Genomic DNA, 24,644 nt, shown 5'->3' with positions numbered 1-24,644 from the left:
TATTTTACGTGGCTCAATAAACACTTGCTATTTTGGTAATGGGCATCATTCTTTAACCCTAAGTACGGAATATGACATAGGTGATTACTTTTATCCACTCAAAATTACAGTCCATAAGTTCCTGTTCCATTTACGGTGATTAAATTAGGTAGAAAGTCGCAACGTTGCTTTTCTGATCTCAGGGTTTTATGATCATTACTCGATCAGGTCAATAGAGGAATGCTACTTACTCTTCATTACTTACATATATTCAAAAAATGTAGAAAAATTCGATGCCCGGTTGATTTAGATGCCCTGACTTAATGACATATAAGCTCAGGCATTTTCTTGTATTTCTCAACTGTTATCAACCAGGCAGTCCATCACCATAAATCAGGTTATAAAACACCAAAATCCTCCTTTTGATCTCATGTAACACTGCCATGCCAGGTGTTCAGAAAATGACGAATCCTGACATTGCCATTTTAAGAATGAAAGCTCTAATGTGAGTGGTAATGAGCAAGAAGTTGTATTTTTTTAACATTCGTTGAATTCTGAAAACTATCGTGTTAAAATTTGGTAGCACCAGCAATCATATTACGTATTTACATATTAATAGGGCCCTATTATTCAGAAGATTGCTAGATTTTTTCACATCTAGACTTTAGTGATTTACTGCGTAAAAATAAAATCAATAGATTGGAGCTAAGTTAATGGGTGTAGATACTAATGCAAGTACGAAGAATAAATTAAAAGTTGATTATGTGTTTACAGATGCAGAGAATCAACTTCTTACAAATAAATTTTTGGAATTGAAATGTAATCCTTATGAAGATTACACTTCCTTTCGTTCAGAAATCGAAAACATTGTCGAAAACGATGTTGAAATAAAAGATATTGTGGAAAAAATAAAAGCTGCCGGTAATAGGATTTGGAAGGAAGAACCTTACTTATACCTACAAAACTGCCCTATAGATAAAGATGTTCCTATTTTTGACCATGAATCACCAGTTCAATCAAAAAGAGAGCTTAAAAAAACATATGTTGGGGAAGGTTTTCTTCAATTCTATGCGAAAGTCATGGAAATTCCAGCTATTGGATATATAAATGTAAATGATGGCGATGTCTTTCAAGATATCTATCCCATGAAATCTTTATCAGAAACACAATCACAAAAAGCACTGGTGGCTTTAGGCTTCCATAAAGATTTAGCAAATCATTTCGTTCGGCCTGATTTTGTGAATATGTTATCAATGAGGGCCTATGAAGGAAACCAAATCTTTACAACATTCGTCAAAAATATTGATTTAATTCAGAAACTTGATCCTTCTGATTTAAATTTGATGCGTCAAGAACTCTTCTATACACCTTTTGATGATTTATCGACATATGGTAATCGTACTGAATTAGGGCGTGCAAAAAATCACGCCATCCTATTGAATGAAGAAGAATTTGATATTGCATATTTTGAAAATCGGACAGTGGGTCTTACGGAAGAAGCCCAGGGAGTTGTAGATAAAATAAAAGTTTTACTACATGAATTAAAGGCTCCGCACCTACTAAAAGCGGGTGAATTCATTTCCTTGTCAAACAATCATTCTATTCATGGTAAGGATGTTGAAGAAATCACGGATGTGGAAAAGCAAAGGACTCGTTGGATAATGAAAACCGTTAATTTGTGGAGTTTAGAAGAACATAAAGAGCATTATGTAGATGGTACAGATTGCATTGTAAACGGATAAATAATAAATCTGTCGGGAGTTAGCTCCCGACAGGTTTGTTTCCTCTAATAGCTTTGAATTTTATAATACATACTAAGTTGCCCAAAGGAGGACAGCGTTATTGATTTTCCAATACGCTAAATTATTATGAATAATAGGTTTCTTCAAAATGCTTTTGAACTTATGGTAACTATATATCCCAATAACATTGCAATAAAAGATAAAGATATGGTTATAACATATAAGGAATTGGATAGTTGGGCAAATGCTCTCGCCCATTTGCTTGTAAAGAAGGGTATTAACGAAGGAGACCGGGTGGCCATTGCAGCAGAAAGATCCATTTCATTAATAGCTGCCATGCTTGCAACGCTAAAAGCGGGTGCTGCTTACGTACCACTTGACCCTTCTTATCCATTAGACAGACTGAGATATTGTATTGAAAAAGCAGAAGTCAATGTATTAATGACTGACGGTTCCGTTAAGGATTTAGCCTTTAATCGGAATTCAATAGATTTAAGAGAGCATTCTAAAATTAGGGCGGAAGATCCTCCAATGGTTCTGATTAATAATGAAACACCTGCCTATATCATTTTCACATCGGGCTCTACAGGACGACCAAAAGGTGTAGTTATTCCGCATCGTGCCATTGTCAATCATATGCAATGGATGCAAAAAGAATTTTCTTGGACTGAAAATGATGTATTTTTACAAAAAACTGCATCGGGATTCGATGCTTCTGTTTGGGAGATATTTGCACCACTATCGTCTGGTGGTACTATGGTTATCGGTTCATCCAACCCATTTGATATTGCAACTGATATCAAAAGGCATAAAGTAACAGTTGTACAGTTTGTACCAACTGTACTTAAATTATTGTCAGAACAAGAATTATTATCCAATTTTACATCCTTGCGCCTTTTGTTTTGCGGTGGTGAGTCATTGCAAACATCATTAGTAAATAAAATCCAAAAGAATTTACCAATACCGATTATAAATCTATATGGTCCTACTGAAGCAGCTATTGATACTACTTATAGAGTTTGTTTGCCAGGTGAAAATCACCTTTTTAGAGAAATCGATTTGGGACAGCCAATCGATAATGCTTCAGTACATGTTGTGGATGAAGAGTTGAATTTATTAGGTACTGGTTGCGAAGGGGAACTACTGATTTCCGGTGAGGGTCTAGCCTTGGGTTATTTTGGTCTTCCCGATGCTACAAAAGAAAAGTTTGTTATATGTCCTTCTACAGGTCAATTGTCTTACCTCTCTGGAGATCTTGTTCATATTAGAGAAGATGGTCATTACGAATTTCGAGGTCGTAAAGATTTACAAATAAAGTTAAGAGGACTTCGTATTGAACTTGGTGAAATTGAAGAAACCATACGGGAAGTATCTTTCGTTAAAGACATAGTTGTAGAGGTTCGTGAAGAAGTCGAAGAACAATGGCTTGTAGCTTATATACGTTGTGATACTGAGTCTTGGGATGAGATTGGGTTGAGAAGCTATATTGAAAAACGTTTGCCTTCCTATATGATTCCTAATTTTTTTGTCCAGATGGATCGTTTCCCTTATTTAGAGAATGGGAAAATGAATCGACGGCAATTATCTTTAATACCTTTTAGAAGTAATAATGATTTTGGCGGAATTCATGATAAATGGGAGCAAGTCATTGCGAATATTTGGGAAGATGTCTTAGGAGAAAAAGTTCATTCTGCTACAACTGCATTTGCCTCGGCAGGAGGGCATTCTTTACTGGCAATTCGACTCGCAAACCTTCTTTCCGCGGAGTTTCAACTTTCGTTAACACATGGATTTGTCTTCTTGTATCCAACAATTCGAAAACAAGCAGATTATCTGAAAAAGAATATTTCAAAGAATGGCAAGAATACTGTAGAACCTAAGAAATTGGAAAAGATAAACCAAAAAATTGATGCTAATCTTGAAGCTCCATTATCGTTGGGACAACAGGGGATACTATTCTTTGAACAAGAAAAAGGAGCATCTCAATATCATATAGCGTTTCTGTTAAACTTTGAAAAAAGTAAAACTACAAAAATAAAAAAAGCAATTTCCTATTTACGAAGAAGACATCCGATTTTATCATCACGAATTATATTAACTACCAATGGTGAATATATACAGAAATATGACAGTACGCTGAATTCCGAAATAAGTGAACGTTCAGTTGAGGAAACGGGCTTAAGAGAAGAAATTCAAACTGAAGCAGAAAGGAAGTTTGAATTAAATAAGGGAGGATTTCGTGCCTCATTATTTAGTACTGACAAGGCGGAATATTTATTATTAACTTTCCATCATCTAATAGTTGATGGTTGGTCATCTCAGTTATTTGTAGATGAGTTGCATGAACTTATTGGAACCGATCTAGTGGAAAATACGGAAATGAATGCTGCATTCTTCCAATTTGCCCATCATCAAAACTCAATGGATTTTAGTGAGGGTCTTGAATTTTGGAAGGAGTATCTAGATCAGATTCCAAATCAATCAAGATTCTCAACAAGTATGATGAAAGGGAGTACCCAAACAATAAATGGTAATCATATAAAGTTTTCGCTACCAAAAGAACTAGAGCAAAAGATACTTTCTTTTTGTCAGAATACATCAATTACAGAATTCTCCATTCATCTAGCAATGGCAGCTTATGTCCTTGCCAGAATGAGTGGTCAACGGGATATTTGCATGGGGGTACCAGTAGCAAATAGAACCTACGAACAGGATTTTGAAGCAATTGGGAATTATGTTAATGTTGTTCCGTTTAGAATAAACTTTACTGAGGATGCTACATTAAAAAGTATTTCCGAAAAGATTGCACAGGATTATGCCGAGATAATAAAGTACGAGCATATTCCCATTGAAAAAATTATTCCTGCTGTTCTGAAGAGTAGAAATAGTGACTATCGGCCACTATTTCAAGTTATGTTTGTATACAATAGATTTTTGAAAAAACAACCCTATACTCAATTTAAAATGGAATCGGTTTTAAGTGATACTTCCAAATGCGATCTTAGTTTCATCATAGAGCATGATGGAGAGAATTCAACATTCACAATAGAATACTGTAACGATTTGTTTACGGATCATGTAATCTCGGAAGTGAAGCAAGAATGGATCTCTCAAATGCAAAGAATAGCTGATGAAACCACTAAATTTGAAATCAAGGAAAATAGTATTGAAGCTACAATATTGAAAAATGACAAAAACTATCATGCGGATAAAGAAACATTAATGAAAGTTCAAAACATATGGAAGGATATCTTCAGAAACTCAGACGTCAATATAAATAGTAACTTTTTTGAAATAGGTGGCCATTCGTTATTGGCCATGAAATTTATTGCTCTACTAAATAAGCAATTCGAGCTAACTTTGCCAGTATCAATTGTATTTGATTATCCCACTATACAAGGAATAGCTCATGTTATAACAAACTCCATTAAACCTAATGGCGTAGTACACGTCTCACCAGCTGAGAATCGTCAAAAAATATGGTTTATTCACCCTGCTGGCGGAGCACTTTGGTGTTATAAAGAAATGGCTGCGGAATTAAATGAAATGTTTGACGTCTGGGGAATTGAAAGTGCGGAGATTCCTGAAAGTGATAAATATGAAGATGATTTATTAAATATGGCTAAACGATATGCTTCTTATATTCTATCTGTTCAACATGAAGGGCCATATTATATTACGGGCTATTCGTTCGGTGGTAATGTGGCTTATGAAATAGCTCGTTCCTTTGAGGCTGAAGGAAGAGACGTTGGTTTATTAACATTATTAGACTGTCATTTCAGTACAGCTCGTGATTTCGACAAAATGGAGTTTGTTAAATCATATGCATTAAAGTTTACAAATGGAGCTAATGATAAGTTTAATCCGGATGAGTTAACCCATATGGACAAAGGGGAACTATTGGAATTCCTTTTAAACTTAGGAAAAGATGGCGGTCATCTCCATATGGACGCAGAAGTTGAGGACGTTAAGAGCGGCTTGGGAATTTGGGAAGCAAATAATGTCGCTATTCATCGTTACAATATATCAGGAGCTTTTTATGGAAAAGTTCTGTTTATACGAGCTGAAGAAAATGAGCAGGATACTACTGTGGGTTGGGAAAATTACTTGGCTGGGGAACTAACAGTGCGTTCAGTTCCAGCTCAACATTTTACGATCTATAAATCTCCAAATGCTGAAAATGTTGCTAAGATTATTATGGAGCAAGTTGCATCTATAAGGTATGTATAAATCTAAGGAAAAAGGGTTTTTAGTATGAAAAAAAATCATATGCGTTGGAGATTTTTTGCTGAGGGTATTCAAAACACTTTATTTTATATGCTATTTCCATTTATTGTTTTATATTTAAACGATGCCTGGAACCCTTACCTAGCATCTTTTGCTTTAGCCATAATTTCAGTATTGGGTGTAATATCAGGTATTTGGGGTGGGATCTTTGCAGATAGGATAGGAAGAAAACCTATGATGATATCTTCAAGTATAGGTTTTCTGGTTGCGACTATATTATTTATCATTGGAAGAATAGCTGGAAGCAATATAATGGTGTTTGGCAGCTTCGGTTTAATGAGTATAGCTTATTCTTCATATATACCTGCAGGAAGAGCTTATATATCTGATTGGCTCGATGAAAAGGAACAAAAAAAAGCTTATGTATTCACCTACCAGATATTTAATGTTGCGGTGACGCTTGGTCCACTTATAGGAAGTTTCATATTTGATTCCATGCCTATTTGGTTTATCGGGACATCCTTGGTATCTGTACTGACTTTAGTATATATATCACTATGGAAAACTCCGGAATTTCAGGATAATAGAAAATTAGGTAATGAAGAAAGAATGAATGCAAATGGTAAGTTTACAAAAGCAGTAGTGCTTATAGGAAAAGATAAACGTCTTTTAATTTTTGTTGTTGCCAGTGTATTTGCAGCTCAAGCTTTCATGCAGTTAGAAATATTGCTTCCGTCAACTTTACTAGATCGATTATCTGAAAGTACATCAATATTCGGTTTTACAATTAATGCTTCTCAAAACTATGCTTCCTTGTTAATGACGAATGGGATTTTGGTAATTATTTTAGGCAGCATGGCGGCTAGACTTTCTTCAAAGTATAGCACCCGTTTTGGGTTTGTAGGTTCCAGTATTTTGTATGCTTTCTCCATGGTTATTTTTGGTTTTTCTCAAAACTATATAGGTTTTTTTATAGGAGTCTTAATCCTTACAGTAGCTGAATTACTTGTTGTTAGTACACAGGACTCTTACATTGCTGGCATTGCGCCTGCTAACCAAAAAGCACAGTACTTTGCTGCGGCAAATATACGCTATTCAATAAGTCGAATATTTGCTCCACAGTTACTAGCATTTGTACCATTAATTCGGCATGAGGGAGCTTTTCTGGTCGCTGCTTTTTCTTCCTTAATAAGCGCTTTCCTATTTTTCATGCTCTTTCAAAAAAGTATATTAGCTTATAATTCAAAAGTTGGACAGAGTATATCGGAGAAAATATAAAAAAAGGCAGAAATATTCTGCCTTCGGAATGTAGACAAACTCGATGAAATTTGAGTTTGTCTACATTTTTTTCGGTTGTACATTTTGAACATTGATTTCCACTCCAGGCACTCGCTTTTCCCGCAGGCGTCTCGCACCTTACGTTCCACTCAACATTGTTTTGCCATTTAGATAGAATTGCCTAAAGTCTTCATTTTTTTTAAATAGAATGAATAAAGCTTGAGGTGATGACGATGCTTTATTAATATGATTCCATTCAGCGAGGCGTAAAAAAATTGAAGAAGTTGAAAACAAATAGGGCTGTTTGTTCTTAGGCAATGGTTTCCATGATAGTGTGCCCCATTTCTCAGCTTCAGGGAAAATCATGAACGACGCTTTAAAACTTCTATATAGTAATATAAAGTTATTTAAAGTGTTTTCAACTCATTCATCAAACTATTCAATTCTATAATATCGATATTATCAGGGAATTCGAAATGATTTTCATTTCCTTTATTAGTACAAATACTTATGGGATACCCAGGTCCAAGATGATACAACTTAAAACGATAGTCAGACGTATTTCCAATTTTTAAGCCTAGTGATTTTATTTTTGAAAATTCCTCAGTTGGTATTTCTAAACTATAACGATTCCTTCTATTCAAGATTGAAAAAGTATTTGGGGGAACCAAAAAACCTGAACCTATACATTTTAACCAGCTTTCCTTCAGCGTCCACATTTTAAAGAAAATTTCGATTTGATTAGCTTTGGGTGATTTAATTAAATACATTAGTTCTTCACTGCTAAAAGTACTTTTGGCAATTTCATAGATGTTGAAATCTTTGACCTCTTCTATATCAACGCCTATGGAATCATTATGAATGCCAACAACAACCCAATCACCTGAATGGGAAATATTAAAGTGAATTCTTCCTCCTGCTAGATGGGGTTTCCCATTTTCCCCTAAGACAAATTGGATATTTTGAAATGGATCTTTTAAACTGTCACTTATGAACCACTTAGCTAATAGCTCCCCAAATAAAGAACGGTATTTATCCTTTATCTTTTGTAATTTGTGTATGCTCAATTGTCTTTGTCTAGAACACAAATTGAGCATTTCTTCATAAGTATTTTCATTCAAATCAATTGGTAATTTTAAAGCGATAATCTTCAATTTTGATCTCCTTATTTACCTTAATATTGTAGGTACAAGAATCATTTGAGTGATCTTTGCAAACCCGGGGGAGACACAATTCTCAATTGGTATTTTTACTGGTGATGTCATTTTTGTTTAAAAATTCAATGATTCCACTCACCAATCCAGAGGATAATGGCAGTTCAGGATTTGTATAGGTTGCTAAATTTCCTGCTCGATCTTCAGGGGCTTCTTTCAATACATGATTCATCTTTTCGATTATAAGTAATTCTGAATCGCTTTTTTCCTCATGTAACGCTTTTGCATTAGTTGCCGGTACTTGAATGTCTCTATTGCCGTTTACGATTAGAACAGGGATATTCAGTTCCTTTACTGATTCTAGCGGGTTATATTGAATCCAAGAAATCATGTAAGGCTGAACAGAGGGGCGGAATACACTTTGCAGATCAGCGCTGACGGTCTCGACTTGTTTTCCTTGTTTTAGCTTTGCCAGTATAACTTTGGATTCCGTTAATAACGCCGGTGTAAGCTGCTCTTCAAGCTGTTTGATGAGAACTTGGTCAATAGGTTCGCCTGCACCCGCCAATGAAATGAATATGTCTGTTTCTGTTTTCTTTGCGGCTGCCATTCCAATTAACGAGCCTTCGCTATGGCCGATGATGCCGACTTTTGAAAAACGGCCATCCTTTTTGGCAAATTGGACCCAGGCAGCTGCATCATCAATATACTGTTCAAATCTCAGGTCCTCTTCTTTTCCTGCCAATTGCATATTTTCACCAATTCCTCGCTTATCATACCTGATGCTTGCAATCCCTTTTTCAGCAAGACTTTCGGCTAACATTTTCAAACTATTATTTTTCCCGGGATTTGCAATGGTGTTACCATCTTTATCGGTCGGCCCGGAACCCGCAATTATAATCATCACAGGAAAAGGCCCTTCATGTGTTGGTGTTTCTAAAAGGCCTTTAATGGTTCCGTTCTTTAAGTCGGCCTGCACGATTTCACCTGATTCTTTTTCTTCAACTGCCTGATCGGATTTCTTGAGCAATTCAAAAGGGAAGGCTTGCCCTTTTTGAACAAATGTTCCTGAAATCTTATCCTGATTTACTTTCCCATCAAACGTAATTTGCTGATTTTGGATTTTCATATCAAAAAACAAGTCTGATTCACTTAACCTTACACTTGTTAAGGGGAATTCGTTCAACCCTTGAACAGGAATACTTATCGTTCCATCTTTCTTCGTAAAATGAACAATGATTGGAAGCGGTTGATTTGGGATCTTAATATCTCCTTCCCATCTGCCTTCAATAGCATTCAATGAGCTCACTTCCTTCGATTTCTCTTCCACCTGTACCTCGTCCTTGGTTCTGCAACCTGCCATTAATAAAGCAGCACTTACGATAATACATATAATCGACAAAATTTTTTTCATTTGAGCCAGTTCCTTTCTTGAAATAATTAGACTCAGTCATTGGATATCCGTCTTCATTATAAGTAAGTTTCAATATATAATTCCAACATTTTCCCTTGTAGTTGCATGTATTTCTCCGTTGTATCCTTTTAAAAAGGGTGGCAATTGTGGCTGTTAAGAGGGAATTTCTTAAAAAATATTGAAGGGACATTCAATCAGACATAATAACCGGGAGAGCAAAAGTCGGTGTTTTTTTTTTCAGGTAACTTTTTGGGGGATGGATATCTGGTCAAAATTAGAATTATTTGAATTAACCATTGACATCTAAATGAAACTCTTTTAGAGTGGATGTGTAAATTAAATATCCTCGTTAGGTGAGGCTCCTGTGTAGGAGATACGCTACTGCCCAAAAATGTCGAAAGACGCCAATGGGTCAACAGAAACCATCGACATAAGGTGGTTTTTAATGTAGCTGGCTTTGTCCTATGCCACACAGTGCTAAAGCTCTACGAATGGAGGAACTGGATTTATGCTTGTATTTGTCATTCAGTCATATACGGCTGTTTGTATTTGTCATCCAGACAATGTACGCATATATACCGTATTTAACACCTTCATTTGTAATGGAGGTGTTTTTATTTTTTTCCTGGAGGTGAGGGATTTGGATAACGATTCACGAAGACATACTCGTGAATGGAAACAAGATTTTGGAAGGGGAATAATAATATTTTTTTTACTTTTAATATTTAAGGGAAATATTTTTTGGCTCCCCTAAAAAGGAGTGAGAGACAAGATGATAAAAGTCCTGACGGAAGATCAAATGACTTTACAGATCATAAAGGTATTAAAAGAAGGAAAAAAGAAAGAATTTCAAGCGATATTGGATGAACTCCAACCATATGACATTGCGCGTATTTTTGAGGGGCTCCCAGAAAAACATCATACACGCTTCTTGTTGTTACTCGATTCAGAACAAATCGCTGAACTGATTCAAGAAGTTGAGAAAGTCCATCAATTAAAAATTCTTAGTAAATTGGGAATAGAAAAATCCGGACATGTAATGGATTTAATGGATAATGATGATCTAGCTTCATTGTTAGAGGACCTATCCCCTGGAAAAATCGAAGAACTTCTTTCTGGCATGAAACAAGAAGAATCAAAAATCGTTCAAAATATCATGAATTATCCCCCTGAAACGGCAGGGAGAATCATGACAAACCGTTTTGTATGGATCCCCCAACATTATTCGGTGCGTGAATCAGTTGAAAAACTGAAAATCTTTGCGGAGTTTTCGGAAACGATCAACTATCTTTATGTAATAGATAATGGTAAAAAATTAGTAGGTGTTGTCTCGTATCGGGATTTAATAATAAATGATGAATCTGAAAAAATTCAAGATATTATGTACAGCCGGGTTATCTCCGTATCTGCAGATGAAGACCAAGAAGAGGTGGCTCGTGTTATCGAGCGATATGATTTTTTAGCAATTCCAGTAGTTGAAAAAAATAATGAGTTATTAGGAATTGTAACCGTCGATGATATTATTGATGTTGTCATTAAGGAAGCGAATGAAGATATTGAAAAATTATCGGCATCCGGTAAAGCTATAGACTTTGACACGAAGGCGCATGTGGCCGCATATCGTCGGCTGCCCTGGCTTATTTTACTTTTATTCATCGGATTAGTGTCCGGAACCATTATAAGCGGTTTTGAAGAAACCTTGTCCAAAGTTGTTGCACTTGCCTTCTTTATGCCGATGATCGCAGGGATGACTGGAAATACAGGCACTCAATCTTTAGCTGTTGTTGTAAGAGGCCTAATCACTAGTGATACGGATAAAGGAGTCGTGACCAGGCTCATTATACGGGAACTGAAAGTTGGCTTGATAATAGGCATCACCTGCGGAATATTAATTTCCATCATAGCTTATGTTTGGCAGGGAAATCCCGTTTTGGGATTAGTGGTGGGAAGTTCATTGGTGATGACCTTGATTATCGGGACTTTAGCTGGGACCATTATTCCTTTGATATTATATAAATTCAACATCGATCCCGCAGTTGCGTCTGGTCCGCTAATTACAACACTGAATGATATACTCTCGTTACTAATTTACTTTGGAATTGCAACGATGTTCATTTCAAAATTGATGTAGACTATCCATGAATTAGTTCATAAGAAGAAGGGGCAGTAGCCCTGTAACGGAAAATAAAAAAAGAGTATTTCAAGCTGCGGCCTTTTTCCGGTATCCAATCGGGGAAAGGCCGTTAAATTTTTCTGGTGAGCGAAACGTTTATTAAAATGAAAAACATGGGACATAATAGGCTGTAGCAAGTTTGAGGTTTTCAGGAAAGGATACATAAATAGTGTTATGGAAGCAATAGCCAATCATTTTCTTTGACCTATGAACTTCATCAGTGATACGCTTCTTTTCGAAATTACGTATTCAAACCAAGGAGGAACAATCATGACACAAACCAAACAACAAATAATCACCCTGGCAAATCGTCCGAAAGGTATGCCTTCGAAAGGGGATTTTAACTTTGTTGAGAGTGCAGTTCCTACACCGAAGGATAATGAGATTTTAGTACGTACACTATATTTATCTGTCGATCCATACATGCGTGGCAGAATGCAAGATACCAAATCATATATAGCTCCATTTGAATTGAATAAGGTCATCACGGGGGGCGTTGTTGCTGAAGTTGTTGAGTCGAAATCGAGTTCCTTCAAACAAGGGGATGTCGTTGTTGGGAATATCGACTGGGCAGAATACACAGTTGTCACTGAAAAGGAAATCCGTGTGATTGATCCCAAGGTGGCTCCGGTCACAACTCATTTAGGGATTCTTGGAATGACAGGTTTAACTGCTTATTTTGGTTTGCTTGATATTGGTAAACCTCAAGAAGGTGAAACGGTAGTCGTTTCAGGAGCGGCTGGAGCAGTTGGTTCAGTAGTCGGACAAATTGCTAAGATTAAAGGTGCGAAGGTTGTTGGCATCGCTGGTTCGGATGAAAAACTTGAGTACTTAACGAAAGAGCTCGGGTTTGATGGAGCCGTAAATTATAAAAGTGATAGTTTTGCGACAGATTTAGCCAATGCTGTTCCTGATGGAGTCGATGTTTATTTCGATAATGTTGGCGGCGAGGTGTCCGATGCTGTTTTTACACTTTTGAATGCGAATGCCCGAATTCCATTATGCGGGGCGATTTCCTCATATAACGCGGAAGGAAAAGATCTAGGGCCGCGTCTGCAATCGGCAATGATCAAAACCAGTGCACTAATGAAAGGTTTCACAGTTGGAAATTATGCTGCTAGATTCCAGGAGGGTGCTACGGAATTAGGTAAGTGGCTTCAAGAAGGAAAGCTTAAGTATGAAGAAACGATTATTGAAGGGTTCGAAAACACACCGGATGCATTTTTAGGTCTGTTTAAAGGAACGAACCTCGGAAAACAGCTTGTAAAAGTTGCGGAACCCGAATTCGCTCAACTATAAGTTTTATGGAAATAAAGCTGAGGAAGGTTCTTCGTTGTGATTTTTAAGCAGCTATAACAAAAGCGGCCTTTTTCGATATTCAATCGGGAAAAGGCCGTTTTCCTTTCAAGTAAATATATATTAGTGGTATCTCTTAAACCATTTGAAGGATAAACCATGACGATAGCGGCAGATAAAGGTCGACCACTTACGAATAAAGAAGTTCCTGAAATGGAACGATACTCAAAAATCCGCCAGGGAATTTTGGACCTGCAAGTAGCGCTTCAGTTTTGCGGAGAAGCAACTGGATAATCAATCCAGGAAGGGAGTTCATATATGAAACCCTTCCTTTTAAGGTCGCCCCTGTTAATAGGGGGAAATTGGCAGGATAATAGAAAAGTCTGTAAAAATGCTTGTTTTCATTATAAAATGGACTTATGAACAGAAAGGTGATGAACCATGTCAAACGTTGCTAAATTTCGTGATTTTTTAACTAGTGAGAAAATCTATATGAATGAGTTGAATGAAGATGGCACCACCTTTTTTAGAGCCGAGCAAAAGTTAAAGGACGGGTGGAAGGTCCTTTTAGTATTTGCTTTCAATCAAGATGAAAATGTGGCGGACTTATTTTGCTTTAATGTCGCCGAGTTGAAGAACCCTGAAAAGAAGCAGGATGTACATACACTGTTAAATGAATTTAATGCTAATTTCAGGTATTCCAAGCTTTATGAAGAAAATGGGACCATTTCGATTCGTTATTCATTCTCCATCGAGGGGGATATCGTACCGGATCTGGCGTTCAGGAAGTTAATCATGCTGCTTGAAACGGCACAGCAGGTTTATCCGCGTTTAATGGAAGTCATTTGGTCTTAAATCATCATATAGGATGAAAAAAGTTCTCTGAATCAGAGGACTTTTTAACATACTTACTAGAGTGAATGAATATATTAACGTTACAATACGCTAATTATTAATTTTTTTTTAAAAAACTATTGCATTTTTTCACATTAAACTATATAATTAATTTTGTTGATTGGTAATTCGACAAACTTCTACAAGAATATGCGGGTGTAGTTTAGTGGTAAAACCTCAGCCTTCCAAGCTGATGATGAGGGTTCGATTCCCTTCACCCGCTCCAATACATACTCATAACGTAGGGTTTCGTTACCTGGAGAACGAAGCTTTGCGTTTAAATATTATTACAAGAATTCTACTGTTTACAGTGGGATTTTTTTTATTGTCCAAATTGCCTGCATTTCATCGAAGCGGTAATACAGTATGTCATGCCCAAAAAATTTTTGATTAATCCTTCATCCGGGAGTGTGGGGATTTCGATGCAGCACAAACTTAGTCAATATGGTTAACTATTTTAGTAGAATCAGTTTGAATAAGTTTGTGCTTTTTTTGCTAATGGGGAAGAGAGAGGCGTGCCAGGCTTATGTATCATCGTTGATTATCAATCAAAAGGCAGAAAGTAACCATTGCAAATCGGCTAGCCGGGACCTCGGAGACGTTTGCTTTGATGAGGCTTCGCAGACAGTCGGAGGGAAGGGAATGAATTTCTGGGGTGAAACGGAAAGTGTTTTTGAGGGTTATCAAATCTGATCGTTGATTTCCACTACAGGCACTCGCTTTCCGCGGGCGGTCCGCCCTTGGCTCTCGCCTTCGGTGTCTCCCTTGGCCACGCTTTCCCCGCAGGAGTCTCGTACCTTACGTTCCAATTAACTTTGTTTTATTTTGATAGAACCCTTTTGTCTACAAACTAGATAATAGTTGTTTGCCGACAGTCTTTTTTTTTGTGGGTTTGTAAAATGGGAACGTTGATTTCCACTTCAGGCACTCGCTTTCCGCGGGCGGGCGGGAGCCTCCTCGGCGCGCCTGCGGGGTCTCACATGCCACGCTTTTCCCGCAGGAGTCTCGTACCTTACGTTCCAATCAACTTTGTGTTTTAAAAGAAAAAACTGCAGGCCGGTTTCATCACGAACCATGTTTAAGACTAATTTATCTTTCGTATTTTTTTCCAGAACTCCTTAATTGGATGGAAGAAAGTTGCGACACTCCTGCCGAAAACTGGCTAGCCGAGACCCCGCAGGCGCTCGCTTTGATGCGGCTTGGCAGGCAGTGGGCGGAAAGGGAGCGGATTTCTGAAATCAGCTGGAATGTTTTCTAGAACAAACTGTAGGCTGATCTCACACCGAATTATGTTTGAGACTAGTTTATCCTTTAAGTTTTTTTTACCTATAATCCACATTGGATGGAAGAAATATGGGACACTCCTACCGAATAACTGGCTAGCCGAGGCCCCGGAGACGTTTACGTCGAGGAGGCTTGGCAGACAGTCGGCGGAAAGGGAGCGGATTACTAGAAATTGACCGAAATGTGATTTAAGAATACCTGTAGGCTGGACTTTTCCCGAACCAAGTTTAAGACGGGGTGATCCTTGAGGTTTTTTACATTAATCCTTAAAAGATGGAAGAAATATGCGACACTCCTGCCGAGTAACTGGCTAGTCGAGACCCCGGAGACGTTTACGTCGAGGAGGCTTGGCAGACAGTCGGCGGAAAGGGAGCGGATTTCTGGAATCGACTGGAATGAAATATTAAGAAAAAACCGTAGGCTGGACATCACGAACCAAGTTTAAGACGAGGTGATCCTTGAGGTTTTTTACATTAATCCTTAAAGGATGGAAGAAATATGGGATACTCCTTCCGAGTAACTGGCTAGCCGAGACCCCGCAGGCGCTCGCTTTGATGAGGCTTGGCAGACAGTCGGCGGAAAGGGAGCGGATTTCTGGAATCGACTGAAAAGAAAATTTTAAGAACCTTTTTCACTGGTTTTATTAAGTGGAACAATAATGAAAAAACCCCTTCCGATTGTGGAAAGGGTTTATTTCCGTAATTATCCTTCCATAACCGAGTAAGTCCCTTCACCACCGTGGATTTCAAGGAACATGTCCATCAAGGATTTAGTTAGCTGATTTGCTTCCGTGGTTGAAGTATTGGGTTGTAAATAAATGATTTGGATGGCTTTTTTCGTTTCCTCAGTGACTTTCGTGCGTTCTGAATCAACGTAGGGACTTCCGAATGCGCCAGCATGATCGGCTGAGGTAATCATATTTTCCATGGAATTGAAGCGGCCGTTCAAACCGTCATACCCATCTGCCCCCTCGCCAATCTTAATCGAGATGTCTCCCGTTAATTTTTCAGCATCATAAATGCCGATCGGAACTTCATATAACAGTGAGAAGAAGTTATTCAAATCGATGGCCGAATGGATGGGTGTCAAGTAATTCTGTTTTTTCACGCGGCGGTATAGGGCTTCCACGGAGGGACGATACCGTGACGGGTTTGTTCCTGTAGCCTTGAAAATTTCTCGCCACACTTTAATGCCGGAAAAGTCGGTCAATTCCTTTTCTTCAAGGTCGAAGAATAGAGCTTCCTGAAATAGTTGAAGTCTTCCTTTCACCATTTGCGGGGAGGGACCGACTTCGATGTTTTCATATGTAATGACCCCGACTTTGAATTCAGGGATTTTACTGCTAAGATTAGCTGATACGGTAATTTCCAACCGTTTCACCTCCAAAAATGATTGCAATTAGTTTATCATAGATAGCAATGGTTTGAAATGGATTCAAGCTTCAATGGGAATACTGAATGAACGTAGGTGATTAATATGGATATGAACGCATTCAAGCAAGAAGTGATTTTATATAGTAAGGAAATCGGCATCGATAAAATCGGCTTTACTTCGGCTACGGCTTTCACCGAACTGAAAGGTCGGCTGATACGTCAACAGGAACTGGATTACCAGTCAGGGTTTGAAGAAGCCGATATAGAAAAAAGGGTAAGGCCTGAATTGATATTCGATAAACCGCAATCCATCATTTCGATTGCGCTTGCTTATCCTTCGAAATTGAAGGATGCTCCGCAAAGTACAAAAGGTGAACGCCGCGGGATCTTTTGCCGGGCGTCTTGGGGAACGGATTATCATACCGTTCTCCGTAATAAATTGCAGTTACTTGAGAATTTCATTAAAGATAAAGTGCCAGGGGCAATGATGAAGTCCATGGTTGATACGGGTGAGTTATCAGATAGGGCAGTGGCTGAGCGTGCAGGTATTGGCTGGAGTGCAAAAAACAGTATGATCATCACACCGGAGTTCGGGTCTTATGTATACTTGGGAGATATGATCACCAACCTGCCGTTTGAACCGGATCAACCGATGGAAGATCAATGCGGGACATGCAATAAATGTGTCGATGTTTGCCCGACTGGAGCGCTCGTTCAGGGCGGGCAGCTAAATTCCAAGCGTTGCATTGCGTTCTTGACACAGACAAAAGGTTTCCTTCCGGATGAGTTCAGGACGAAAATAGGCAATCGTTTGTATGGATGTGATACATGCCAGACCGTTTGTCCGAAAAACAAAGGAATGGATTTTCATTTTCATGAAGAGATGGAACCCGATCCCGAGCTGGCGAAACCGCTGTTAAAACCCCTGCTTACGATTTCAAATCGGGACTTCAAAGAGACATACGGCCATGTATCTGGCTCTTGGCGCGGTAAAAAACCAATCCAACGAAATGCCATTTTAGCATTGGCCCATTTCAAAGATGAAACGGCATTGCCTCTATTGATACAGGTCATGAAGAATGATCCGCGACCCGTCATCAGGGGGACGGCGGCCTGGGCAGTTGGGAAAATTGGCCGGGAGCAGGCTGTTTCCGCATTGGAAGAAGCACGAATGAAGGAAAAGGATGAAGAGGTATTGGCGGAAATTGAGAAAGGACTGCAGTTTACCTTGGAAACAAAATAATATGTAAAATGCAGCCGCCTCGTAAATATAACGGGGCGGCTTATTTGCTTAAGATATTTCGGGTGCTTCAAGGAAAATCTTTATAAAAAGTTTCATTATGGAGGATTGAAACTCCCACATTTATGAAGTTGTGTTTTTGTCCATGCCCTCGTACATACACATTAGCATAGATGGTAAGAAGGAGGGCATGAACTTGAGGGAACAATTGCAACGCCTTTTACAAGAAAGAGTGGAGTTTTATACTAAAGATGATCTGGAACGGGGTGAAAGGAAGTTACATTTGAAGAAGAAAATGTTGAGGAACCGCGCCGCCGAAATTGTTCGGGTAAATGCGGCAGGCAAGGTACACTCGAAGAGAAAGGAAGACAGGGATACAGTCCTGACCTATCATGTCCATCTACAATATTTATTGAAACAGGAAGATTCATTTTATATAGAAGAAGAAATGGAAGAAAGGGAGGCACGGTTTCGAAATGGGTATATAGTGGATGAAAATGAGTTGATTCCCAGCTTTGAAACTGAAGAGGCACCGCCAAAATGTGATCCAGGCGCAGATCGTCTCGCATATAGGTATGATCGAATGAAGGCCGTTCAATATGCCGAGCGTTGGTGGAATGAATTCAATCCGGCTTATTATAAATTCACCGATGATTGTACGAATTACATTTCACAATGTTTACATGCAGGGGGAATACCGATGTGGGGGGCGCCAAATAAAAGTAAGGGCTGGTGGATAAGGGGGAAAAGCTGGAGTTATACATGGACGACAGCCCATTCTTTATATCATCTGCTTAAAGCCGGGAATGCCATCAGGACAAAGCAGGTGGAGTCGGCCAAGGAATTGAATTTGGGGGATATCCTCTGCATAGATTTCGAAGGGGACGGACGGTTTGACCATAACTTGATTGTAACGGCGAAGGATCAGAATGGGATGCCGCTTGTGAATGCACATACGATGAACAGCCGTCACCGATATTGGACGTATGAGGATTCAACCAGATATACACCGAACATCGTTTATAAATTCTTTGTGATTTTGGATGGAGGGTGATAGGTTTTTAGTCTTTTTTGTTTAATGCTATAATTAAGGTGAAGTTCAAACTAGAGGTGAAAATGAAGTGTCAATACATGTAGTTTTATATCAACCACAGATTCCAGCAAATACAGGAAATATCGCAAGAACATGTGCAGGGACGGATACGTCTTTACATCTCATTCGCCCGCTCGGTTTCTCGACGGATGACAAACAACTCAAACGGGCCGGGCTCGATTACTGGGAGAATGTAAAGATCCATTATTATGATTCGTTAGAAGAGTTTTTTGAAAGAAACGCCGGCGGTGAATTTTATTACTTGACGAAATTTGGGGAGCAGCCGCATTCCAGCTTTGATTATAGTGATCAAGAAAGTGAGATATTCTTCATTTTTGGCCGTGAAACGACGGGTCTCCCGAAAGATCTGATCCAAGAAAATATGGATCGGTGCCTGCGGATTCCAATGACGGATAAAGTACGTTCCCTTAATCTGTCGAACACGGCAGCCATCTTGGTTTATGAAGCACTTAGACAGCAAAATTACCGTGAATTGGATTTGAAAACAAAAGGTTGAGTTTCATCAATACTGTCATCGGGGGCATTTCAGCCCCGATGATGGATACTTTACATATTCTTTAGGGGTGGGAGCATTGAATAACATTATTGAGAAGATTTTAGATCACCGTTCCATTCGTTCTTTTGAGGACAAGTTATTGTCTAGGGAGCAAATCAATACGATTGTGGAATGTGCCCAAGCTGCATCGACTTCAAGTTATATTCAAGCGTATTCAATCATAGGGGTAACCGACCCGGAAAAGAAAGCCAAGCTTGCCGAACTTGCCGGACCACAGTCATATGTAGAGAAGAATGGACATCTATTCGTCTTTTGCGCCGATTTATATCGTCAGGATATGGTTTCCGAAATGGAAAACACGGACCTGTCCGAATCGATTGAAAGTACCGAGAAATTCATGGTTGCCTGTATTGACGCGGCTCTTGCGGCCCAAAATGCAGCATTGGCGGCAGAATCGATGGATCTTGGCATTTGCTATATAGGCGGGATCCGCAATAATCTCCCGGAAGTGTCAGCGATTTTGAATATACCGCATCGTGTTATACCATTATTCGCTCTAGCGGTCGGATATCCGAAAAACCGTTCGGATAAAAAGCCGCGTTTGCCGTTGGCCAATATTTATCATGAAAATGGATATCAGGGGGATAAGCAAGAGTTCATCGGACAACTTGAAGAGTATAATGAAACGATTTCCAGTTATTATGAGCTTCGGACTAAAGGTAAACGAAAAGACACCTGGACCGGGCAAATGGCAGGAATGCTTGGAAAGAAAAGCAGGCTGTACATGAAAGATTATGTTGAGAAGCAAGGATTTAAGAAACATTGATTAATGAAAATGGCCTATATAGGAAGGTTTTTGACAAAGTGCTGAGTATGAGCCAAACAGTAAAGATCCCGGGAACGTCTCCGGGATCTTTGTTTTCATTGTCAGTCGGTAATACGGACCGGCCCCAAGAATCCTGTCAGAAATTCTTCTTATATGACCATGAAATTACCATTGACAATATATTTAGATAGAATTATAGTAATTAAGTAGTGGATAATGATAATCATTTTCATTTGAGTTTTTACTTATCTATTTTTTTCAGTAAATGGAGGTTAAAAAATGGTTCGCCTATATACAGAGAATTTGAATATTGGTTATGGTGAACGTTTAATTGTAAAAGATCTCAGTGTGGAAATTCCAGATAAAAAAATCACAACGATCATCGGTTCAAATGGATGTGGGAAATCGACACTATTGAAAGCGATCACCAGAATCATTCCAAATCAATCAGGTACGGTTGTTTTAGATGGGGTTAATATCTCAAAAGAAAGCACTAAGATCCTTGCAAGAAAAATGGCCATACTTCCGCAGACACCCGAGAGTGCAAGCGGATTGACGGTTGGGGAGCTCGTATCATATGGGCGCTTTCCCTATCAAAAAGGTTTTGGGCGCCTGACCCAGAAAGACTATGATGTGATTGATTGGGCACTTGAAGTGACCGGCACGAAAGACTTCAAGTTCCGTCCCGTGGATGCTCTGTCAGGAGGTCAGCGCCAGCGTGTTTGGATTGCGATGGCCCTTGCCCAGGAAACGGAAATCATCTTCCTTGATGAGCCGACCACCTATTTGGATATGGCCCATCAGCTGGAGGTTCTGGAATTATTACAGAGGCTGAATGTAGAACAGGGACGTACAATTGTCATGGTTCTTCATGATTTAAACCAAGCTGCTCGCTTTGCCGACTATATCATTGCCTTAAAGGACGGGGAAATAGTCAAAGCAGGAGATTGTGAAGAAGTCATCACTCATGATGTTCTTAAGGAAGTATTCCATATTGATGCGGTAATCGGACGAGATCAACGAACGAACAAACCAATGTGCAGCACATACAACTTACTAAAAGGAGATTTGACAACAAATGAAAAAGATAATGTTTCCGTTTATACTGCTCTTAGTGTTAATTATTAGCGCTTGTGGTAACGAGTCAGCCGAAAAAGAAAAAAGCTCCGCTTCCAAAAAAGAAAAATCAGGTACCATCACGTATCAATCTGAAAATGGTCCTGTTGAAGTTCCCGCAGATCCTCAGCGTGTTTTAGTACTATCATCTTTCGCAGGTAACGTAATGGCTTTGGATGTTAACCTTGTAGGGGTTGATTCCTGGTCTAAAATGAACCCGAATTTTAAAGAGTTAAAAGATGTGGAAGAAGTGACGGACGAAAACCTGGAAAAGATCATCGAGTTGAATCCGGATTTAATCATTGGTTTATCGACGATTAAAAATGTCGATAAATTAAAGGAAATTGCTCCAACCGTAACTTATACATACGGAAAAGTTGACTATTTAACACAACATGTAGAAATCGGTAAACTTTTGAATAAAGAAAAAGAAGCTCAAGCATGGGTGGATGATTTCAAAAAACGGGCAAAAACAACCGGTGATGAAATTAAAGCCAAAATTGGAGAAGATGCTACCGTTTCCGTTTTCGAAAAGTTTGACAAACAGTTCTATGTATACGGTGATAATTGGGGACGTGGAACGGAAATCCTTTATCAAGAAATGAAATTGGGTATGCCTGAAAAGGTAAAAGAAGTGGCGCTGAAAGATGGTTACTTTGCCTTATCATTAGAAGTCCTTAAAGACTATGCAGGTGATTATGTGATTTTGAGCAATAACAAAGATCAGGACGATTCATTCCAACAAACTGACACGTTTAAAAGCATACCTGCCGTTAAAAACAATAAACTGTATGAAGCTGATGCAAAAAAATTCTACTTCAATGATCCAATCACATTAGATTACCAATTAGACTTCTTTTCCAAAAGTTTTCTTGGAAAATAATACAGCGAGGGAGAGGGATTCCAATTCCTCTCCTTTTATTCTATAAAAAAAGAAATGAGAGAGACAGATGACTAATGAAAATCAACGTTTCATCCCATTTATAAGTAAACTGATCATAGCGATCGTCGCCTTTATAGGCATGTTCATTATTTCAATGGCATTTGGTGCGGCTGATGTTACCGTTAAAGACGTCTGGCAAGCACTGACATCAAATGCTGTCGGTGAAAAGATTTCAATCATTCGGGAAATCCGCTTCCCTCGTGAAGTGGGGGCAATCTTTGTGGGTGCAGCCCTTGCCGTTTCTGGGGCCATCATGCAGGGAATGACAAGAAATCCACTTGCCGATCCCGGATTGCTTGGATTGACGGCTGGAGCCAATGCAGGTCTCGCCATCACTTTGGCATTCATTCCAAATGCTAATAATTTAGGGATCATGATTGCGTGTTTTATAGGTTCCGCTGTCGGGGCAACCATGGTTTTCGGAATCGGTACGATGAAAAAGGGAGGATTTTCACCTTTGCGGATCGTTTTGGCTGGTGCTGCAGTCTCTGCATTCCTATTTGCCGTTTCGCAAGGGGTCGGCATATATTTCAAGGTATCAAAAGATGTATCGATGTGGACGGCTGGCGGGAATATCGGAACTTCATGGGAGCAGCTTCGTGTAATCGTTCCGTTCATTTTAATGGGCATCCTCATCTCCCTTATCTTTTCCAGACAGCTCACCATACTTAGTTTAAGTGAAGAAGTGGCCGTAGGCTTAGGGCAAAAGACAACACAGATAAAGGCGGTTCTCTTCGTGGTCATCATTCTCCTGGCAGGGGCTGCCGTTGCGCTTGTCGGAAATATGGTGTTCATCGGGTTAATGGTCCCACATATCGTTCGGGCTATCGTGGGTACGGATTATCGATTCATCCTCCCTATGTCTGCGATTTTGGGAGCCACTTTCATGCTGCTTGCCGATACGATCGGCCGTACGATCAATTCTCCATATGAAACACCTGTGGTAGCGGTTGTTGCGATGATAGGTTTACCTTTCTTCCTCCTAATCGTGCGTAAAGGAGGTAAAGCATTTTCATGATACAGTCAGCTTTAGTCAAAAAACAGCGTTGGATAATAGGTGCATTGAGTGCACTCATCATCATTACGATCATTATAGGGACGTGTTCGGGGTATTCCAATCTTTCTATAGGACGACTGTTTCCAACGCTCTTCGGGCAAGGGACGTTTAAAGAGGAATTCATATTATTTTCCGTCCGCTTACCGCGTATCATCATCACCCTTTTAGCAGGCATGGCCCTTGCACTGTCGGGAGCCATTCTACAAGGGATCACACGTAATGATTTAGCCGATCCCGGAATCATCGGGATCAACTCAGGAGCAGGTGTTGCCATTGCCGCATTCTTTTTGTTTTTCCCGCTTGACGCTGGTTCTTTTGTTTATATGGTTCCGCTTGTTGGTTTTATCGGAGCGTTACTGACGGCCTGTTTAATATATATCCTCTCATACAAGAGGAAGAGTGGACTTGAACCCGTCCGGTTAGTGTTGATCGGCGTAGGTTTTTCAATGGCGCTTTCAGGCCTGATGATTGTCCTCATTTCGTCAGCGGAACGAGCGAAGGTCGATTTCATCGCAAAATGGTTGGCAGGAAATATATGGGGCACGGATTGGCCTTTCATTTGGGCAATCATTCCATGGTTAGTCATCCTCATTCCATTCACCTTATATAAAGCAAATCGTTTGAATCTGCTTGGTTTAAGTGAACCGGTCGCAATTGGGGTCGGTGTATCGATTGAAAAGGAGCGGATCGTACTGCTGATCACGGCTGTGGCACTGGCAGCGGCTGCCGTTTCTGTTACAGGCGGAATTGCATTCATTGGACTTATGTCCCCGCATATAGCAAAATCCTTGGTAGGACCTCGAAATCAACTATTCATTCCGGTTGCCATTTTAATCGGTGGGTGGCTATTGCTGCTTGCCGATACGATAGGCCGAAATATAATTGAACCCGAGGGGATTCCCGCAGGTATCATGGTTGCATTGATCGGTGCACCTTATTTCATGTATTTATTGTTGAAAAAATAAGATATTGTTAAAATCCCTTGAAATCATTCAGGGGATTTTATGTTTTTTGGTTCTTCCGTAATTTTTCGTATTT

20 protein-coding genes, 1 tRNA gene and 1 riboswitch are annotated in these 24,644 nt (G+C 39.3%); of the genes, 18 read left to right on the top strand and 3 right to left on the bottom strand.

The features are described from left to right. Positions 1-692 precede the first annotated feature (692 nt). From ACFX4H_RS11155 to ACFX4H_RS11145, 3 genes are all read left to right on the top strand, one after another. Positions 693-1,721 (top strand): hypothetical protein, encoded by a 1,029-nt coding sequence (locus ACFX4H_RS11155; protein ID WP_377435220.1) that lies wholly within the window; start codon positions 693-695, stop codon positions 1,719-1,721. Positions 1,722-1,847: 126 nt separating this feature from the next. Continuing rightward, the gene (locus ACFX4H_RS11150; protein WP_377435219.1) at positions 1,848-5,951 is read left to right on the top strand and encodes a non-ribosomal peptide synthetase family protein; all 4,104 of its coding nucleotides are present in this window, start codon (positions 1,848-1,850) and stop codon (positions 5,949-5,951) included. A 24-nt stretch (positions 5,952-5,975) separates the two neighbouring features. Next, positions 5,976-7,226 carry an MFS transporter gene (locus tag ACFX4H_RS11145; RefSeq protein ID WP_377435218.1) on the top strand — a complete coding sequence of 417 codons (1,251 nt, stop codon included), beginning with the start codon at positions 5,976-5,978 and terminating at the stop codon, positions 7,224-7,226. 407 nt (positions 7,227-7,633) lie between these two features. Here ACFX4H_RS11145 and ACFX4H_RS11140 read toward each other — a convergent pair whose 3' ends face one another. Beyond that, positions 7,634-8,380: a 4'-phosphopantetheinyl transferase family protein gene (locus ACFX4H_RS11140; RefSeq protein WP_377435217.1), complete on the bottom strand. Its 747-nt coding sequence runs from the start codon at positions 8,378-8,380 to the stop codon at positions 7,634-7,636. A gap of 82 nt (positions 8,381-8,462) precedes the next feature. Then, positions 8,463-9,794: an alpha/beta hydrolase family protein gene (locus ACFX4H_RS11135; protein ID WP_283867163.1), complete on the bottom strand. Its 1,332-nt coding sequence runs from the start codon at positions 9,792-9,794 to the stop codon at positions 8,463-8,465. A gap of 338 nt (positions 9,795-10,132) precedes the next feature. Beyond that, positions 10,133-10,298: riboswitch (M-box (ykoK) riboswitch) on the top strand. 268 nt (positions 10,299-10,566) lie between these two features. Between ACFX4H_RS11135 and mgtE the strand changes: the two genes are divergently transcribed. From mgtE to ACFX4H_RS11100, 7 genes are all read left to right on the top strand, one after another. Beyond that, on the top strand, positions 10,567-11,925 hold the full coding sequence (gene mgtE, locus ACFX4H_RS11130) for a magnesium transporter (protein ID WP_241636975.1): 1,359 nt from the start codon (positions 10,567-10,569) through the stop codon (positions 11,923-11,925). 312 nt (positions 11,926-12,237) lie between these two features. Beyond that, on the top strand, positions 12,238-13,266 hold the full coding sequence (locus tag ACFX4H_RS11125) for an NADP-dependent oxidoreductase (RefSeq protein ID WP_034315195.1): 1,029 nt from the start codon (positions 12,238-12,240) through the stop codon (positions 13,264-13,266). Between the two features lie 156 nt (positions 13,267-13,422). Further along, positions 13,423-13,557 (top strand): hypothetical protein, encoded by a 135-nt coding sequence (locus ACFX4H_RS11120; protein ID WP_283249099.1) that lies wholly within the window; start codon positions 13,423-13,425, stop codon positions 13,555-13,557. 147 nt (positions 13,558-13,704) lie between these two features. Next, positions 13,705-14,118, top strand: a complete 414-nt coding sequence (locus ACFX4H_RS11115; protein ID WP_034315193.1) for a YbjN domain-containing protein — start codon at positions 13,705-13,707, stop codon at positions 14,116-14,118. 191 nt (positions 14,119-14,309) lie between these two features. Continuing rightward, positions 14,310-14,383 (top strand) — tRNA-Gly (locus ACFX4H_RS11110). A 1,302-nt stretch (positions 14,384-15,685) separates the two neighbouring features. Beyond that, a complete protein-coding gene (locus ACFX4H_RS11105) occupies positions 15,686-15,886 on the top strand; it encodes a hypothetical protein (RefSeq protein ID WP_377435216.1) in 201 nt (66 codons plus the stop codon). A gap of 13 nt (positions 15,887-15,899) precedes the next feature. Further along, positions 15,900-16,049, top strand: a complete 150-nt coding sequence (locus tag ACFX4H_RS11100; protein ID WP_377435214.1) for a hypothetical protein — start codon at positions 15,900-15,902, stop codon at positions 16,047-16,049. A 94-nt stretch (positions 16,050-16,143) separates the two neighbouring features. Here ACFX4H_RS11100 and ACFX4H_RS11095 read toward each other — a convergent pair whose 3' ends face one another. Continuing rightward, positions 16,144-16,812, bottom strand: coding sequence for a B3/B4 domain-containing protein (locus tag ACFX4H_RS11095; protein WP_241636974.1), 669 nt, complete (start codon positions 16,810-16,812; stop codon positions 16,144-16,146). 105 nt (positions 16,813-16,917) lie between these two features. Here ACFX4H_RS11095 and queG point away from each other — a divergent pair, with 105 nt between their 5' ends. The 8 genes from queG (at position 16,918) to ACFX4H_RS11055 (ending at position 24,571) form a co-directional block, all read left to right on the top strand. Next, complete coding sequence (queG, locus tag ACFX4H_RS11090; protein WP_377435212.1) at positions 16,918-18,057, top strand: tRNA epoxyqueuosine(34) reductase QueG; 1,140 nt, start codon at positions 16,918-16,920, stop codon at positions 18,055-18,057. Between the two features lie 193 nt (positions 18,058-18,250). Further along, complete coding sequence (locus tag ACFX4H_RS11085) at positions 18,251-19,108, top strand: amidase domain-containing protein (RefSeq protein WP_328138460.1); 858 nt, start codon at positions 18,251-18,253, stop codon at positions 19,106-19,108. 67 nt (positions 19,109-19,175) lie between these two features. Further along, entirely contained in the window at positions 19,176-19,664 is a 489-nt protein-coding gene (gene trmL, locus ACFX4H_RS11080; RefSeq protein ID WP_034315177.1) for a tRNA (uridine(34)/cytosine(34)/5-carboxymethylaminomethyluridine(34)-2'-O)-methyltransferase TrmL, read from the top strand. A 76-nt stretch (positions 19,665-19,740) separates the two neighbouring features. Further along, a complete protein-coding gene (gene nfsA, locus ACFX4H_RS11075) occupies positions 19,741-20,490 on the top strand; it encodes an oxygen-insensitive NADPH nitroreductase (RefSeq protein ID WP_328138459.1) in 750 nt (249 codons plus the stop codon). A gap of 279 nt (positions 20,491-20,769) precedes the next feature. Next, complete coding sequence (locus tag ACFX4H_RS11070; RefSeq protein WP_063592004.1) at positions 20,770-21,618, top strand: ABC transporter ATP-binding protein; 849 nt, start codon at positions 20,770-20,772, stop codon at positions 21,616-21,618. Beyond that, positions 21,569-22,489: an iron-hydroxamate ABC transporter substrate-binding protein gene (locus ACFX4H_RS11065; protein ID WP_323602152.1), complete on the top strand. Its 921-nt coding sequence runs from the start codon at positions 21,569-21,571 to the stop codon at positions 22,487-22,489. The genes ACFX4H_RS11070 and ACFX4H_RS11065 overlap by 50 nt, the downstream gene beginning before the upstream one ends. A gap of 67 nt (positions 22,490-22,556) precedes the next feature. Continuing rightward, entirely contained in the window at positions 22,557-23,567 is a 1,011-nt protein-coding gene (locus tag ACFX4H_RS11060) for a FecCD family ABC transporter permease (protein ID WP_034315169.1), read from the top strand. Beyond that, on the top strand, positions 23,564-24,571 hold the full coding sequence (locus ACFX4H_RS11055) for a FecCD family ABC transporter permease (RefSeq protein WP_057275625.1): 1,008 nt from the start codon (positions 23,564-23,566) through the stop codon (positions 24,569-24,571). The genes ACFX4H_RS11060 and ACFX4H_RS11055 overlap by 4 nt, the downstream gene beginning before the upstream one ends. Positions 24,572-24,644: the final 73 nt, after the last annotated feature.

The organism is Peribacillus sp. YIM B13477, assembly GCF_042787955.1.
Lineage (GTDB): Bacteria > Bacillota > Bacilli > Bacillales > DSM-1321 > Peribacillus > Peribacillus frigoritolerans.
This window is presented reverse-complemented; position numbering and strand designations above follow the sequence as displayed.